The following is a 16,545-nucleotide window of genomic DNA, read 5'->3' on the forward strand; positions in this document are numbered from 1 at the left end:
GAGGTTAAGGTCGTGTCTCCGACCGAGGGAGACCACCGATGATCTTCATCACCGCCAAGTTCCGGGTCAAGCCCGAGTACGCCGAGGACTGGCCGCGGATCGCCGGCCCGTTCACCGAGGCGACCCGGTCCGAGCCGGGCTGCCTGTGGTTCGACTGGTCCCGCAGCCTCGACGACGCGTGCGAATACGTCCTGGTCGAGGCCTTCCGCGACGGCGACGCGGGCAGCGCCCACGTCACCTCCGCGCACTTCCAGCGGGCCCAGCGGGAGCTGCCGCCGCACCTCGTGGCCACCCCGAAGATCGTCAGTCAGACGATTGATCAGGACGACTGGTCGGAGCTGGGCGAGATGGCGGTTCCGGGCTGAGCCCGGCCACCGGTCGCTGCTTGCGCGCCGCCACCCAGGCGGCGACACCGGCCAGCACGAGCAGGAAGCTGAGCAGCACCAGGCTCATGATGTTCTGACCGGTCCGGGGCAGCCACCCGCTGCCACCGCCGTTGTTCCCGCCGCCGTGATCGGGCGCGGGAGCCGCCGTGGCGGTCGCTGTCGCGGTCGGCGACACCGTGGCCGGAGCGGCCGCGATGGTCAGATCGGCGGTGACCGTGTTGTTCACCGTCACGCCCTCCGGGCTGGTCGTGCTGATCGTCACCGACACCGGCACGGTGCCGGCCGGAGCGCCCTTGGCCACCGCCAGCGTCAGGTAGAGCAGGCTGGACGCGGCGACCGGGGCGTCCGGCCCGGTGCAGACCACCGCGTTGGCGTCGCCGTCCGGGTCGCTCACGCAGGTCGCGGTCACAGTGTCCTGCGCGGACGCGGCCGCCCGCACCGCGGCCAGGCTCATCCCGCCGGCGTCGGGCACGATCTCGGCCTTGACCACTGTCACCCCGGCCGGCGGGTCGACCAGGAACCGGACCCCCGACGCGCTCGTGTTGCCGACGTTGGAGTAGGGCAGCGCGAGCCGAACGGTGCCACCGCTCGTCGCCTTCGGCTCGGGGTCGAGGATCGAGATGGTGAGGTCGACGTCGGGCGCGGCCACGGTCAGGTCCGGCACCAGCGTGTCGTCGTTGCTCTCGCAGGCGCCGTCCACAGTGCCCTGCCCGGTGGCGTTGTCGACGCACCCGCCGCCGAGCACGGTGCCGGTGGCCAGGCCGGGGTTCACCCTGAGGGGGATGCCGATGTCGGCCGACCCGCCGGCCGGAATCGTCGCCACCTCGCAGCGCACGGTCCGGCCACCGGTGGCGGCACAGCCGCCGGGCAGGGTGCCGGTGGTCATGCCGGTCGGGATGACGAAGTACACGACGTACGGGCTGGCGTCCGACGGGCCCTCGTTGGTCAGCGTGACCGGCAGGACGGTGGTCTGCCCGGCGGCCGGCGACGGCACGCTCGGCGTGCCGATCTGGACCGACACGGTGTATTCCGGGTCCGACGTCGAGGCGATCATGCCCGAGCCGGTGACGTAGTCGGTCTCGGCGTCCGGGCGGAACAGCCGGATCTCCGACGGCGACCAGCTCACCCCCGTCCCCGCCGACGGCGACACGGACAGCGCGATCGGGATCTCCAGCGGGACGTTCTCCAGGATCGACAGCCCGGCGCAGGTGATCGCCTCGTCGGACAGCACGCAGCCGTCCGGCGGGCCGGTGATGGTGAACACCGCGGGCAGGTCGGCCAGCGGGATGCTCAGCGTGAGCCCGTCGAGGTTGTCGACCGAGGTCAGCGTGACCGTGCCGGTGCCCGACCGGCCGGGCCGGATCGTGGCCGGGCCGAACCCGAAGGTCACCGTGCCCGGGAGCTGATTGGCGAACTGCGACACGAAGATCGGGTCGGTGCAGGTACGCGCCGAGCCGTCCACCACGCACGGACCGTCGACGTACTGCCCGTCGGTCGCCGAGGTCGACACGGTCAGCGGGAAGACCCAGCTCAGCGGCGTGGAGCCGGCCGTCAGCCGGACCGTGCAGGTGATCAGCCGGTCGTTGCCGCGGGTGCAGGACCGGGCGGTGGTGCCGGTCGGCGTACCGAAGCCGAGCAGTTCCGGGGCCTCGACCGTGACCGTCGTGCCGTCCGCGTCGGACGGTCCCGGGTTGGCGACAGTGACCGTCATCGTGGTGTTCCCGCCCGGGACCACGCCGCCGGCCGGGCCGGCGGCGGTGAGGGTGAGCGGGGCGACCGGGTCCCCGGTGGTCAGGATCGGGCCGTTGCCGATCTGGGTGGCGCTCTGCCCGGTGCGGCTCACGGTGATCCCGGTGGCGGTCCAGCTGACGCCCGCACGCAGCGACGACGCGGCCGTGCCGGTCAGCGTGACCGCGGTGTTGACCCCGGCCACGACGTCGACGCCGGTGCAGGTGATCGTGGTCGCGCCGCGGACGCAGGTGGCGCCGGTGGGCCCGGCGAATCCGGTCAGCTCGAAGCCGGCCGGCAGGCTCAGCGGGACCACGACGCGCAGGCCGGTCAGCGGGCGGGTGGCGGTGAGGACGACCCGGCCCGAGCCCGAGCCGCCGGGCGTCACGCCGCCCTGGTCGGTGCTGACCTGGATCATCGCGGGCAGCGTCTCGCCCAGCGTGACGGCCGGGATCCGGGTGTCCGGCGGGAAGGCGCAGAGCCGGTCGCCGTCGACGTCCACGCAACCGCCGGTGATCGTGCCGCCCGACGGAGAGTTGGACGGCACCTGGAAGCGCAGCACGAACGACTGCGGCGCGTCGACCGGGACGTCCATCGTGCAGTCGACGCGGGTGGTGGCGGCGAGCACGCAGCCGGTGCGGGCCGGCGCGGCGAACGTGGTGCCGGTCGGGGCGATGAAGCGGACCACCACGCCGCGGGCGTTGGACGGGCCGGCGTCGGTGACCGTGACGTTCATCTCGCCGGTGCCGCCGGGCAGCAGGGTGCCGGCGGCCGGCCCGGTCACGGCCACCGTGACGGGTGCGCTGGGGTCGGCCACGGTCATCGCCGTGACCGTACGGGCGATCGACGCGGCGTCCTCGGCCACGGTGACGGCGGGCCGCCACGAGCCGCCGGCGACCGCGTCCGGCCCGGCGCTCAGGCCGACGACGATCGCGGCGGGGGCGTCCGGGCCGGCGGTGACCCCGGTGCACCGCACCGCGCCGCCGCTGATCGGGCAGGCGGTGTTGTTCCAGCTCGCCGTGCCCACGGTGACGCCCGCGGGCAGGCCGCCGACCGGGATCGCCACGCTCAGGCCGGTGCGGCCGTCGGCCGACGCCACGGTGATCGTGGTGCTGCCGCCGGTGCCGGGGACCAGGTGGGTGCCGGTGGCGGTGACGGTGACCGCGTCGCCCAGCCGGAGCCGGAAGCCGGCGCCGGGCAGGCCGGGGTCGCCCTGGCCGCAGGCGCCGTCGCCGGCCAGGTCGACACAGCCGCCGGTGGGCGCCGTGGTCGCGTCGGCGTTCACCACGATCGGCAGCTGGTAGGCCCCGCCGGCGTCCGGCGCGAGGGTGAACGCGCAGTTCAGCCGGGTGTTGCCGGTGGACCGGGCGCAGACCGCGGCGGTGGCCGCGGGCAGCGGGCCGAAGGTGGCCGAGCTGGGCGCCAGCACGGCGACGGTCACGCCGGCGGCGGTGGACGGGCCGTCGTTGTGCGCGGTCAGGGTCGACGTGTACGTGCCACCGGGCTCGACCACGACGGCCGGGCCGGTGGTGACCTGGTACGTGACCGGGGCGACCGGCGGCCCGGTGCTGGCCAGGGTGCCGTCGAACCGGGCGCTCTGCCCGTCGGCCGAGCCCACCGTGATGCCCTCGGCCGTCCACCGCACCCCGGCGGCCAGAGCGGGGTCGGTCCGGACGGTGACCGGCAGCCGCGCCGAGCCATTGCCCGGCACGTCGACGCCGGTGCAGGTGATGACCGTGTCGGTGGTGGCGCACGGGCCGGTGCCGGTGACGGTGAAGCCGCCGGGCAGGGCGGCCCGGGGAATGGTCACGGTCAGATCGCTGGTCGCCGTGGCCCCGGTGGCGGTGAGGACGACCGCGCCGGTGCCGCTGAGGCCGGGCGTGACGGTCACCGGGTCGGTGGCCGCGCTGATCCGGGCGCCGAGGGCGATGCCGGGCACGAACGGCGGGATGCCGGTGTCGGGCGGGAAGGTGCACCGCTGGTCGTCGTTCTCGTCCACGCAGCCGCCGCCGACCGGCACCCCCGGGAGGGCGCCGGCCGACAGGACGATCGGCAGGCTGAAGGTGCGCTGTCCGACGGTCAGGGTGGCGTACGAGCACTCGACGACCGTGTCCGACGTCCGGCTGCAGCCCGGCGCGGTGATCGTGCCGAAGGTGGCACCGGTCGGCGCCCGGAACGCCAGGTGGGCGTCGCGCAGCACCGACGGGCCGGCGTTGGCCACTGTCACGTCCAGGTCCCCGGTGCCGCCCGGGACCAGCGTCCCGGGCGCGGGCACGGCCACGTCGACGGTCAACGCGGTCTCCGGCCCGCCGACGGTGGCCGTCTCGAGCTTCTTCCAGCCGGTCTCGCCGCCCTGAGCCAGGGTGATCATCGGGACCCAGGAGGCCACGTCGGCGTCGGCGGCGGCCGTCACGGTCATGGTCAGGGTGTACGCCTGCCCGGCCCGCAGGTCGACGCCGGCGCAGGTGATGGTGGTGCCCGTACCCGGGCAGGACGGATCGCCGACGGTCAGCCCGGCGGGAAGCTCGCCGGTGTCGACGGTGAGCGTGCTGCCGAGCCGGTCCGCGCTCGCGGTGAACCGCAGCCGCGCCGGGGCCGAGCGCCCGGGCGTGACCACCGGATCGGTCGCGGTGACCGTGACGACGTCGCCCAGCGGCGAGCGCAACAGGATGTCCGGCAGCGCCACGTCGGCCGGGCCGCCACAGGCGTTGTCGCCGTCCAGGTCCAGGCAGCCGCCGGTGAGCGCGACGGCCGGGTCGGCCGAGTCCGGCACCACGACCGGCAGCGCCCAGGTCAGCCGGGTGCCGTTCGCGGGCAGGGTAACCGCGCAGGTCAGCACGTTGGCCGGGCCTGCCGTGCAGCCGGCCGGGACCGGCGTTCCGAAGGTGGTGCCGACCGGCGCGCGGACGCTGACCGGTGCGTTCGTCGCGTCGGCGGGACCGGTGTTGCCGACTGTCGCGGTCATCGTCGCGGTGCCGCCCGGCAGCACGGTGCGGTCCGGCGGACCGGCGACGGTCGCGGTCAGGTGGTAGGTGGCCGGGCCGGTCGTGACCAGTCGTCCGTTGATCCGGGCGGGCACACCGTCGGCGTCGGTGACCGTGATGCCGGTCGCGGTCCAGACCAGGTTGGGTGGGGCGGACGCGGCGACCGCGACCGGCAGCGTGACCGTGTGGCTCTGCCCGGGCGCGATGCTCACGCCGGTGCAGGTGATCGCCGTGGTGTCGGCGGTGCACCCGGCCGGGGTGGTCACGGTCATCGCCGGCGGTTTGCCGCTCAGCGGGATGCGCACCGTCAGGCCGGTCTGCGCCGGGTCGGTGGTGATCACCACGCCGGCCGTGCCCGCGGTGCCCGGCGCGATGGTGGCCGGGCTGGTCGACACCATGATCTGCGCGGGGAACGGGGTGGCGACGTACATCCCGGAGATCCGGATGTCGTCGGTGCCGCCGCAGGCCCCGTCGTCGCCGACGTCGGCGCAGCCGCCACCGAGCGGGCCGCCGGGGCTGGTGCCCGCGTCGACGGTCAGCGGGACGGCCAGGGTGACCGGGGCCTGGGCCGCGGTGATGTCGAGGGTGCAGGTGATCCGGGTGGTGCTGACCCGGGTGCAGCCGGCCGGGACCGGTTCGCCGATGGTGGTCCCGGCGGGGGCGATGACGCCGATGGCGGCGCCCGGGTGGTCGGACGGGCCGAGGTTGTCGACCCGCACGGTGGCGGTGCCGGTGCCGCCGGGCAGGACCGGGCCGGCCGGCGCGGTCACGGTGACGTCGAGCGGGTGCACCGGCGGGCCGGTCACGGCCGGGCGGGCGTCGAGGGTGACCGGCGGGTCGGCGGTGCCGTTGCTCAGCGCGATGCCGGTGGCGTCCCAGGCGATGCCCTGAGCGGCGCCGGGCGCGGCGGCCACCTGGAACGCCACGGCGGCCGTGTCACCCTCCGTCAGGTCGATGTTCGTGCAGGTCACTGTCGTGCCGTCGGAGGCGCAGGCGACTCCCGCGGGCGCGGTGAGGCGGGTCAGGGACAGCCCGGCCGGCATTGTCACCGGCACGGTCAGCGTGAGGTCGTCCTGGTCGCCGTGGGCGGCGGTGACCTCGACCGTCGTGGTCCGGGCGGTGCCCGGCGTGATCGACTGGGTGCCGGCGGTCAGGGTCGCCTGGTCGTCGAAGGGGACCTTGAGCGACAGGTCGGCGATCGGGCCGTCCCCGGTGCCGGAGCAGCCGGGCGCGTGGTCGAAGTCGACGCAGCCGCCGCCGTGCGGGCTGAACGGGTCGGCGTCGTCGGCGACCTTCAGCGGCAGCACGACCGGGCCGGTGGTGGCGTTCGCGGCCAGGGTGACCGTGCAGGTGACCAGGGTGGGGCCGGTCGGCGCGCACGGGCTGGGAACCGGGGCGACGAAGGTGGTCTGCGCCGGCGCGGACACGGTGAACGTGGTGGCCGGGGCGTCGGACGGGCCGCGGTTGCCGGCGACCAGGGTGAGACTGGTGGTGTCGCCGGGCTCGACCGTGCCGTCCGGTGGGACGGTGACCGTCGCGGTCACCCGGTAGTCGGGGTCGACGGTTAGGGCCAGCCGGCCGTCGGCGGTGGCGTCGTCGTCCGGGGCGGCGGCGACGCGGATGCCGGTGACGTCCCACGGGACGCCGGCGGCGACCGAACCGGCCACTGTCACCCGCAGGTCGACGTTCGCGCCGGTACGGGCGGCCAGGTCGACGCCGGAGCAGGTGACCTCGGCCGGGGTGGTGGTGCAGGCGTTGCCGGCGAAGGAGGCCGCGGTGACGGCGAAGCCGGCCGGCAGGGCGGTGGGGACGGTGACGGTCAGGTCGTCCTCGGCCCGGTCCGAGCGCAGGGTGATGTGGGCCGTCCCGGCGGTGCCGGGCACGATGTCGGCCCGCACCGGGGTGATGGTCAGCCGCCGGTCCAGCGGGGTGGTCAGCAGGATGTCCGGGTTGGGCTCGTCGCCCGTACCGCAGGAGCCGTTGTCGTCGAGGTCGGCGCAGCCGCCGCGCAGGGGGCCGTTGTCCGGGTCGGCGTTGTTGTCCACGGTCAGCGGGAAGTCGAACGGCACCGGGGCCTGCGCCGTCGTGATGGTGAAGGTGCAGGTGACATGCATCGGGCCGGCCGCGGTGCAGCCGGCCGGCAGCGGGGTGCCGAAGGTCGCGCCGGTCGGGGCGAACACGCCGAAGGCGGCGCCGGGGAAATCGGACGGGCCGAGGTTGTCGACGGTCACCCGCAGCGTGCCGGTGTCACCGGGTTCGAGCGGGGTGGCCGGCGGGGTGATCGTCGCGCCCAGCGGGTGCACCGGCGGGCCGGTGACGGCCAGGCGACCGCTGATCGGTTCGGCGTCGGATCCCTTGTGTACCGTCACATTGGTGGCGTCCCAGGCCACGCCCTGAGCGGCCGAGGGGAGCGCGGCGACGGTCAGCTCGACCACGCCGGTGCCGCCGTCGGCCACGTCCAGGCCGGCGCAGGTGGCGTTACCACCGGAGACGTCGCAGGTGCCACCGGCCACCGCGGCCGCGGTCACGGACAGCTGCGGCGGAAGGCCGGCGAGGGGTACGACGACCGTCAGCCCGTCCTGCCGGCCGTGCGTGGCGGTCACCCCGACCGACGCGGTGGCCGTGGCCCCGGGCGTCACGGTCGCCGGGTTGAGACTGAGCTCCACCTGCCGGTCGAAGCCGACCTCGAGGATCAGCGGCCCGTAGGGCCGGTCGCAGCCGGGCTGCCCGTCCAGCTCGACACAACCGCCGCCGTGCGGCACGTCCGGGTCGGCGGCCGGGTCGACCAGCAGCGGAAGCTCGAGTTCGGGCGTGCCGGCGCCGGCGGCCAGGGTCACCGGGCAGCGGACCACGGTGGCCGAGTCGGCGGTGCACCCGGCCGGCAGCGGCGTGCCGAAGGTGGTGCTGTCCGGCGCGGTCACGGTGAACGTGGTGGCGGGGGCGTCGGACGGGCCGTTGTTGGTCACGACCAGCTTGACCACAGTGGGGTCGCCGGGCTCGACCGTGTTGTCCGGCGGCAGGGTGACCGTGGCGTCCAGGTCGTACGCCGGGTTCCCGGCCGTGGCCAGGGTGCCGTTGTAGGACTCGGCCTCCACCCCGTCGTCCAGGACGATGCCGGTGGCCGTCCAGGTCCGCGGGGGCGTCACGCCGGCGGCGACGGCCACCCGGATCCGCACGTCCGTGCTCTGCCCGGCGGTCAGGTCGACGCCGGTGCAGACCACCGATGTGCCGGTGGCGCAGGAGCCGCCGGGCACGGTCGCCGCGTCGACGGTGAAACCGGCGGGCAGGCCGGCCATCGGCACGGTCAGCGCCAGCCCGGTCTCGTCCTGGCTGGACGACACGGTCACCCGGCCGAAGCCGGCGGTGCCGGGCACGATCGTCGCCGGCTGTGCGGTGACGGTGATCCGGTCGGTCAGCGGGGTACGCAGCTGGATCGCCGGCGAGGCCCGGTCCCCGGCGTCGCCGCAGGTGGTGTTGTCGTCCGGGCTGACGCAGCCGCCGTCGAGCGGGCCGGCCGGGTCGGCCTGGGCCGAGACGTCCAGCGGGAACAGGAACACGGTGGCCGGGTCGCCGACCTGCTTGCTCAGCGTGCACCGCAGCGCGGTCGGGCCGATCGGCTGGCACAGCTGCTGCACGGTGCCGGTGAGCGGCGACGAGAACTGGGTCGACCGCGGCGCCACCATGACGAAGGCGGCGTTCACCGCGTCCGACGGGCCCTGGTCGGTGACCTCGACCCGCATCGTGGTCGGCTGGCCGGGCCGGACGGTCCGCGCCGCCGGGCCGGTCTGTGTGACGCCGAGCGTCCACCGCGGGTCGGCCGTGACGATCGGGCCCGAGGCCGTGCCGGTCGAGTCGCCGCTGGTCGCGGTGACCGCGCCGGCCCAGCCGGCGGTGACCGCCGAGCCCAGCGTGACCGGGATCGAGACGGTCACCGCGCCCATCGCCGGTACGGTCACCCCGGTGCACGTGACGGCCCCCGAGGTGGTGCACGTGCCGGTGCCGTTGCTGGTGGTCACCGCGCCGATGCTGTAACCGGCCGGCGGCGCGGCCACGGTGACGGTGGTGCCGGTGGCCGGGATGATGCCGACGTTGCGGATCCGCATTGTCGGGGTCGCGGCCCCGTCACCGGGCACCGCCGTGGCCGGTGTGACCGTGACCCCGTTGTCCAGGTTGACGTCGGGGTCGCTGACCGTCAGCAGCCGGCCGCCGCCGCTGACCGCGGTGCCGTTCAGCGTGGTCTGCACGCCGGCCAGGTCCCAGGTGGTCAGCGGCGGTGTGGTCGTGGTGGCCGCGGCCCGGATGGTGATCGCGGCGGTGCCGCCGGCCGGTACGGACACCCCGGTGCAGGTGAGGGTGGCCGCGGTGACCGCGCAGCCGCTGCCGTTGTAGGTGGCCGACTGCACCGAGACGCCGGCCGGCCGGTTCCCGATCGGGATTGCGACCGTGGCGCCGGTCGCGTCGGACGGCCCGTCGTTGCCGACCGTCAGCGTGGTCTGGCCGCTCTTGCCGGCGGCCACGTTCATCGCGTTCACGGTGATCGACCCGGAGTCCGTGACCGCCGGGCCGGCGCTGGCCAGGGTGCCGTTGCCGGTGACCGCGACGGTGGTGCCGGTGACGGCCGCCACGGGTGTGCTGACCGCCGAGATCTGGGTGCCGGTCGGCGCCCAGCCGGCCGCGGCGGCCCCGGAGGACGCGAGCGTGACCGGCAGGCTGACCACCACGGAGCCGCCACCCGGCACGGTCACGCCCGTGCAGGTGATGAACGACGAGGTGGTGGTGCAGTCGCCGCCGCCGGTGGTGGTGGCGGTGCCCGCGGTCCAGCCGGTGGGCGGCGCCGGTACGCGGATCGTGGTGTTGGGCGCGGCGATGTCGCCGGTGTTGGTGACCGTCACCTTCGGTGTGCCCGAGCGGCCCGGCGTGACCTGGGCGGCGGTGGTGCTGACGGTGCCCAGCCGCAGGATGCCCGAGCAGGTCGACTCGGCGATCACCACGTTGCCGCCGGCCACCAGGCCGAGCCCGCCGTTGAGCAGCTGCACGTCCAGGCCGCGGACGCCGTAGTCGAGCCGGCCGGTGCCGCTGTTCCAGGTGGCGGTCTGCGCGCCGAGGGTGGCGCTGAGCAGGCCGGGGGCGTTCAGAGCGAGCCCGAGGCCGGGATTGACGGTGTTACCCAGCAGCTTCAGGTTGGCGGCGTCCAGGCCGCCGCTGATCGTGCTCGCGTTCATCGTGCACTGGGTGCTGATCGCGTCGAGCGAGACGGCGCCGAGCAGGCTGAGCCCGGCGGTGCCGGAGGTGGCGGTGCCGCCCGTGCCGGAGGGCCCGGCGGTCGCGGTGATCGCGCCGACGTCGAGGACTCCCGGGACGCCGGCGCCGACGGTCGGCCGGGTCTGCTGGGAGCCGCCGGTGGTCCAGGTCGCCTGGGGCGTGGTCAGCGGGACGTTGATCAGGGACAGCAGCGCGACGTTGCCGCGCAGGCCCTGGGCGGTGGTGCTGACGGTGCCGACCGCCGCGTACGCCGGGGGCCCGGTCAACGCGACGATCAGGAGGACGGTCACTCCGAGAGCGATGCGCCGGACGCCCGGCGCGAGACCTGTCGCCACGAGGCGAAGGTAATTCGCATCTCTCTCGGAGGTGTCAGATCGGGCGAAGCGCCCCGGATCCTCCGGTCAGCGGCCTAGGCTGACAAGTTGCGCCGGGCCCAGGTTCCGGATCGAGGCGTCCAGCACCTGCGCGGTGTGCGCCAGCGCGATGCTCCCGCCGTCCCGCCGGACCGCCGCGGCCACCTGCATCAGGCACCCCGGGTTGGCGGTGACCAGCAGGTCCGCGCCGGTGGCGAGCACGTTGCCGGCCTTGCGGGCGCCCAGTTCGGCCGCCGGGCCCGGGTTGAGGACGTTCCACACGCCGGCCGAGCCGCAGCAGATGTCGGGCTCGGCGATCTCGCGCAGCTCGAGGCCGGGGATGCCGGTCAGCAGGGCGCGGGGCTGTGCGCGTACGCCCTGGGCATGCCCCAGGTGACAGGCGTCGTGATAGGCCACGGTCATCGGCAGCGGATGCCGCTCGGCCACCGGGCCGAGCTCGACCAGCAGCTCGGAGAGGTCCCGCACCCGGGCGGCGAACGCGGCGGCCCGCTCGGCGTACGCGGCATCGTCGGCCAGCAGCACCCCGTACTCCTTCAGCGACGACCCGCACCCGGCCGCGTTGACCACGAAGTAGTCCATCCCGCTGTCGGCGAAGGTGTCGATCAGCCGCCGCGCGAACTCCCGGGCCTCATCCGCGCGCCCGTTGTGCACGCTCAGTGCCCCGCAGCAGCCCTGCGAGGGCGGTAGCACCACGTCGCAGCCCTCGGCGGCCAGGATCCGCACGGTCGCCGAGTTCACGTCCGGGAAGAACGCCCGCTGCACACATCCGGTCAGCATCCCGACGACCGCCCGTCGCGGACTGCGCGCCCGCACCAGCCTTGGCGGCGCGGGCACGCGGCGCAGCCGGGGCGCCAGTGAATCGAGGGTCGCCAGGGTCGGCGCCAGTCGCTCCAGCAGTCCCGTCCGCGCCACGAGCCGCTGCAGCCCGGTCGCCTGATAGGCCCGCAGTGGCCCGCGCAACAATCGCAACCTTCTCGGGTACGGGAAGAGCGCGAAAATCGCCTTCCGCAGCGCCCGCTCCTTCGCACCGCGCGGGTGCCGCCGCTCGACCTGGGCCCGGGTGTCCTCGATCAGCCGGTCGTAGCGCACTCCCGACGGGCACGCCGTCACACAGGACATGCAGCCCAGGCAGTTGTCGAAGTGCCCGACCATGCTCGGGCTCAGCGGCTCCCCGTTCAGCCCCTGCGACATCAGGTGGATCCGCCCGCGCGGGGAATCCATCTCCTCGCCCCACAGCACGTAGGTCGGGCAGGTCGGCAGGCAGAACCCGCAGTGCACGCAGTCCGAGATCAGCTCCCGGGCCGGCGGGTGGTCGTCGTCGAAGGCCCGCACCGCCCCCAGCACGTCCCGTGGCACCCCACCGGTCTCCCCGAGCGCACCCCGCGGGGCGTCGATGTCGGCCATCAGATCCCTCCCACGAACCGGCCCGGCGCGAACATCCCGGCCGGATCGAACTGCGCCTTGACCCGCCGCATCAGCTCCAGCCCGTCCACCGGCCCCCACAGGTCGAGCGTCTCGCGCAGCCCGGCCGGCGCCGTGAGGACAACCGCGTGGCCGCCCGCCGCGACCGCCGCCTCCCGCAGCCGCGCGACGCTCCGACCGATCGCCCCGAGGTCCCTTTGCTCTGAGCACACCGGTGCATCACTTCCTTGCTTTGAGTACACCGGTGCATCACCTTCTTGCTTTGAGTACACCGGTGCATCACTTCCTTGCTCTGAGCACATCGGTGCATCACTTCCTTGCTCTGAGCGCACCGGTGCATCACCCCTTTGCTCTGAGCACATCGGTGCATCACCCGCCGCGGCGTAGAGCACGCCCGTGCCGGCCGAGCCTCGGACGGTAACCGGCACCTCGGCCGCGCGGGCGGCTACCAGCAGGTCAGGGACCCGGGAGAGCGGGGCGGTGAGCTTGAGCCCGACCCCGCCGGCCGCCCACGGATAGGTGTTCCACCAGGCCGGCGCCGACTGATGCATCGGTGTGCTCAGAGCAAAGGGCGGCGGGAGGGAGGTGGCGAAGAGCTTGGCCACGGCTTCGGCCCGGTGCTTGACGCCGTCGGGGGTGCCCTCGAGCAGGACGGCGATCTCGACGTCCGCGCCGGGCGGGGCGTTGATCTCGATCGCCGAGGGGACCACCTGGGCGGAGAGGACCGCGGCGATGAGGCGCCCGGCGGCGGCGGGGGAGGGGGCGGCGGCGGTGACGAAGGCGGCCGCTGCGGGCAGCGGGTGCAGGCGGAACGCGCACTCGGTGATCAGGCCGAGGGTCCCGTACGCGCCGGTGAAGAGTTTGCCCAGGTCGTACCCGGCGACGTTCTTGACCACCTTGCCGCCGGATCGCGCGACGGTGCCGTCGGCCCGCACCACCTCGATGCCGATCAGCAGGTCGCGGGCGGTTCCGTAGAGCATCCGGCGGGGACCGCTGATGTTGGCGGCGACGGTTCCGCCGACGGTGGCGCCGGGGACGGGGGAGTCCAGGGCGAGCTGCTGGCCGGGCAGGTCGAGGTCGTCGACGGGAGTGCCGGCGCCGACAACGGTGATCAGGTCGCCGGCGGCGTGCTCGCGGACGCCGGCCAGGCGGTGGGTGTCGATGATCAGGTCGAGCGTGCGGGGCGGCGTACCCCAGTCGATCTTGGTGCCGGCGCCGCGCACCACCACGGTGAGGCCGGCCGCGGCCCGGAGCAGCGCGGACGCCTCGGCGGTGGTGGCGGGGGCGGCGACCAGCCGGGCCGGGACGCCGCCGACCACGTCGTCGTCGCCGGCCGGGCGGGTCAGGTCGGCCAGCGCCATCAGAACACCTCCGCGATACCGGCTTCCGCCAAGGGATGGGCGCCCTTGTGCCGACCGGGCACCTCGCCGCACAGCCGAGGGGTGGGGAAGACCTTGCCCGGGTTGGCCAGCCCGCGCGGGTCGAAGGCGCACCGGACCAGCTGCATGGTGTCGAGGTCGGCGGCGGTGTACATGCGCGGCATGAACCGGGCCTTGTCCATGCCGACGCCGTGCTCGCCGGTGATCGAGCCGCCCAGCTCGATGCAGATGTCGAGGATGGCGCCGGAGACGTCCTCGGCCCGCTCGGCCTCGCCCTCGACGGCGTCGTCGAACAGGACCAGCGGGTGCAGGTTGCCGTCGCCGGCGTGGAAGACGTTCGCGACCCGGACGCCCTTGGCCGCGGCCAGGTCGCCGATCCGGCGCAGCACCTCGGGCAGGGCGGTCCGCGGGATCACGCCGTCCTGGACGATGTAGTCGGGGCTGATCCGGCCCACGGCGGCGAACGCCGACTTGCGGCCCTTCCAGATCAGCGCCCGCTCGGCGTCGTCGGCGGCGATCCGGATCTCGCCGGCCTGGTTGGCCCGGCACAGGGCCACGACCTGGTCGAACTGGGATTCGACCTCGGCCGCCGGGCCGTCCAGCTCGACCACCAGCACGGCGCCGGCGCCCTGGGGATAGCCGCAGTGCACGGCCGCCTCGGCCGCCTCGATCGCGAGGATGTCCATCATCTCGATCGCCGCCGGCACCACCCCGGCGGCGATGATGGCCGAGGTAGCGGCGCCGGCCTCGTCGGTGGAGGGAAAACCGGCGAGCAGGGTACGCACGGCTTCCGGCAGCCGCACCAGGCGTACGGTCACCTCGGTGGCCAGGCCCAGCGTGCCCTCCGAGCCGACGAACGCGCCGAGCAGGTCGTACCCGGGGGTGTCGGGCGCGTCCCCGCCCAGCCGGACCAGGTCGCCGTCGGCGGTGACGACCTCGGCGCCGAGCACGTGGTTGGTGGTGAAGCCGTACTTGAGGCAGTGCGCGCCGCCCGAGTTCTCGGCCACGTTGCCGCCGATCGAGCAGATCTGCTGGCTGGACGGGTCGGGCGCGTAGTAGTAGCCGTGCGGGCGGGCGGCCTTGCTGACGTCCAGGTTGATCACACCGGGCTGGACCACGGCGCGCTCGTCCTGCGGGCGTACGGCCAGGATGTCGCGCATCTGGGAGGTGACCAGCAGGACGCCGTCGGCGTGCGGGAGGGCGCCGCCGGACAGGCCGGTCCCGGAGCCGCGGGCCACCCATGGGACGCCGGCGTCGGCGCAGGCCCGGATCACCGCCGCGCACTCGGCCGCGGTGTGCGGCAGCACGACCAGGGCCGGGATCACCTTGTACAGGGCCAGGCCGTCGCACTCGTAGGTCCGCAGCCGCTGCCGGTCGCTGATCACCCGCTCGGCGCCGAGGAGCGAGCGCAGCCGGGCGGCCAGATCGTTGATCATCACACCCTCCTGGTCCCACGGTCAGTGGGAGCCCGGGGCGGTGTCCGTGCAGCGGATGCGGCCCGGGGGCTACCACCGACCCCAACCTAACCGTGACGCGGCGACTACGGATACTTTTGTCTGAATCGATGAAAGTTGTGCATCTGGATCAACAACTTCTTCGTTAGGCAGTCTTTCTTTTCACTTTGGACCGGGATAGCGTCTCGGCCAGACGTAACACACTCGACACAGCCTGTTCTCAGGTCCACTTCGGACCGCTTCTGACGCACGCACTCAGCGGCCGGCGAGCCGCCATCGGAAGGTGGGCAAAAATGGGCCAGGTTCCCCTGAAGTCGCAGGTCAGCCGCCGTAAGGTGCTCGCCACCGCGGCCGGCGCCGCGGCCGCCCTGGGCGCGGCCGGACTGCCCGTGCTGCAGACCGCCAAGCCGGCCATCGGCGAGGCCAAGCTGCACGCCGAGCCGCTGATCCCGGCCCGGAACCGGGGCATCATCCTGTACAGCGTGCGGGACCGGATCACGGCCGCCCCGGACGGCTCGGGCGTCCCCTACGGCTTCGAGCGGGTCCTGGCCCGGATCGCCGAGCTCGGCTACCAAGAGGTCGAGTTCGCCGGGTACACCCAGCACGAGTCGATCCTGGGCCGGCAGATCACCCCGGCCGAGATCCGCAAGATCCTCGACGACAACGGGCTGGTCGCCAACGGCACCCACACCACCATCAACGCGGCCACCTTCCAGCAGCAGCTGGACATCGCCGAGACGCTGGGCATGCAGAACATCGGCACCGGCTCCGACCCGACCGGCAGCGCCTACCAGGCCGACTGGGACGCCGCCGCGACGCTCTGGAACGACCTCGGCGCCCAGGCCCAGGCGCGCGGGCTGCGGCTCTACACCCACAATCACGACGGGGCGTACGCCTTCCTGCTCGACGCCGGCCCGCTCGACGCGAACGGACGCCCGACCCGCTCGTCCGGCATCCGCAAGCTCGAGTACTTCATGGCCCGGACCGACCCCGCGAACGTCTTCTTCGAGCTGGACGTCTTCTGGGCCTACGTCGCGCAGTACAAGTACAAGACGTACGTCGACTCGGCCGGCCGGACGCGGACCGACATCTTCGACCCGATCCTGACCGTGGCCAACCGCACCCGGCGGTTCCCGCTGTTCCACGCCAAGGACGGCGACCGCAACCTCAGCGACGGCAACGGGTACACGATGACCCCGCTGGGCGAGGGCGACATCAACTTCCAGCAGTTCTTCGAGACCATCGGCTCGCCCGGGTTCCACCACGCGAACTGGGAGATGGACACCGCGCCGGGCGGGGCTGCCAACCCGGGGCAGTCGCTGGCCTACGCCGGCCTCAGCTACGACAACATGTCGGCGCTGACCGTCTACCGGCGCTGACGGGCCTGGCCCGGGGGTCGTTTCCGGCCCTCCGGCGGCGCCCGTTCCCGTGGCATCGGATCGGCGCGTCCCCTGTGCCCGTACCCCTCAAAGCTTTTGTCTTTGAATCAAGAAGTTACATCTACAAATGAAGAACTTTGTCGATCAACCATCTTTCTTTTCGTCTGACGCCCAGCT

6 protein-coding genes are annotated in these 16,545 nt (G+C 74.0%); 2 read left to right on the forward strand and 4 right to left on the reverse strand.

Translation table 11 applies throughout. The features are described from left to right. Positions 1 to 38: 38 nt before the first annotated feature. Complete coding sequence (locus ACGFIO_RS11680) at positions 39 to 365, forward strand: putative quinol monooxygenase (protein ID WP_392825260.1); 327 nt, start codon at positions 39 to 41, stop codon at positions 363 to 365. Here the strand turns inward: ACGFIO_RS11680 and ACGFIO_RS11685 are convergent. The 4 genes from ACGFIO_RS11685 to ACGFIO_RS11700 all read right to left on the reverse strand — a co-directional run bounded on the left by ACGFIO_RS11685 (position 304) and on the right by ACGFIO_RS11700 (position 14,971). Beyond that, on the reverse strand, positions 304 to 10,695 hold the full coding sequence (locus ACGFIO_RS11685) for a hypothetical protein (RefSeq protein ID WP_392825262.1): 10,392 nt from the start codon (positions 10,693 to 10,695) through the stop codon (positions 304 to 306). The two genes, ACGFIO_RS11680 and ACGFIO_RS11685, sit on opposite strands and share 62 nt — an antisense overlap. Positions 10,696 to 10,761: 66 nt before the next feature. After that, the gene (locus ACGFIO_RS11690; RefSeq protein ID WP_392825264.1) at positions 10,762 to 12,138 is read right to left on the reverse strand and encodes a (Fe-S)-binding protein; all 1,377 of its coding nucleotides are present in this window, start codon (positions 12,136 to 12,138) and stop codon (positions 10,762 to 10,764) included. After that, positions 12,138 to 13,517 carry an FAD-binding oxidoreductase gene (locus tag ACGFIO_RS11695; protein ID WP_392825266.1) on the reverse strand — a complete coding sequence of 460 codons (1,380 nt, stop codon included), beginning with the start codon at positions 13,515 to 13,517 and terminating at the stop codon, positions 12,138 to 12,140. The genes ACGFIO_RS11690 and ACGFIO_RS11695 overlap by 1 nt, the downstream gene beginning before the upstream one ends. Then, positions 13,517 to 14,971, reverse strand: coding sequence for an FAD-linked oxidase C-terminal domain-containing protein (locus ACGFIO_RS11700; protein ID WP_392825268.1), 1,455 nt, complete (start codon positions 14,969 to 14,971; stop codon positions 13,517 to 13,519). The genes ACGFIO_RS11695 and ACGFIO_RS11700 overlap by 1 nt, the downstream gene beginning before the upstream one ends. A 311-nt stretch (positions 14,972 to 15,282) precedes the next feature. Between ACGFIO_RS11700 and ACGFIO_RS11705 the strand changes: the two genes are divergently transcribed. Beyond that, complete coding sequence (locus ACGFIO_RS11705; RefSeq protein WP_392825270.1) at positions 15,283 to 16,368, forward strand: sugar phosphate isomerase/epimerase family protein; 1,086 nt, start codon at positions 15,283 to 15,285, stop codon at positions 16,366 to 16,368. Positions 16,369 to 16,545 lie beyond the last annotated feature (177 nt).

The organism is Actinoplanes sp. NPDC049265, assembly GCF_043197135.1.
In the GTDB taxonomy this organism is placed as follows: domain Bacteria; phylum Actinomycetota; class Actinomycetes; order Mycobacteriales; family Micromonosporaceae; genus Actinoplanes.

What these genes read in the sequence shown, in the direction of transcription:
- ACGFIO_RS11680 (WP_392825260.1), top strand. Translation starts at nt 39, where the DNA reads ATGATCTTCATCACCGCCAAGTTCCGGGTCAAGCCCGAGTACGCCGAG.
- ACGFIO_RS11690 (WP_392825264.1), bottom strand. Translation starts at nt 12,138, where the DNA reads ATGGCCGACATCGACGCCCCGCGGGGTGCGCTCGGGGAGACCGGTGGG.
- ACGFIO_RS11695 (WP_392825266.1), bottom strand. Translation starts at nt 13,517, where the DNA reads ATGGCGCTGGCCGACCTGACCCGCCCGGCCGGCGACGACGACGTGGTC.
- ACGFIO_RS11700 (WP_392825268.1), bottom strand. Translation starts at nt 14,971, where the DNA reads ATGATCAACGATCTGGCCGCCCGGCTGCGCTCGCTCCTCGGCGCCGAG.
- ACGFIO_RS11705 (WP_392825270.1), top strand. Translation starts at nt 15,283, where the DNA reads ATGGGCCAGGTTCCCCTGAAGTCGCAGGTCAGCCGCCGTAAGGTGCTC.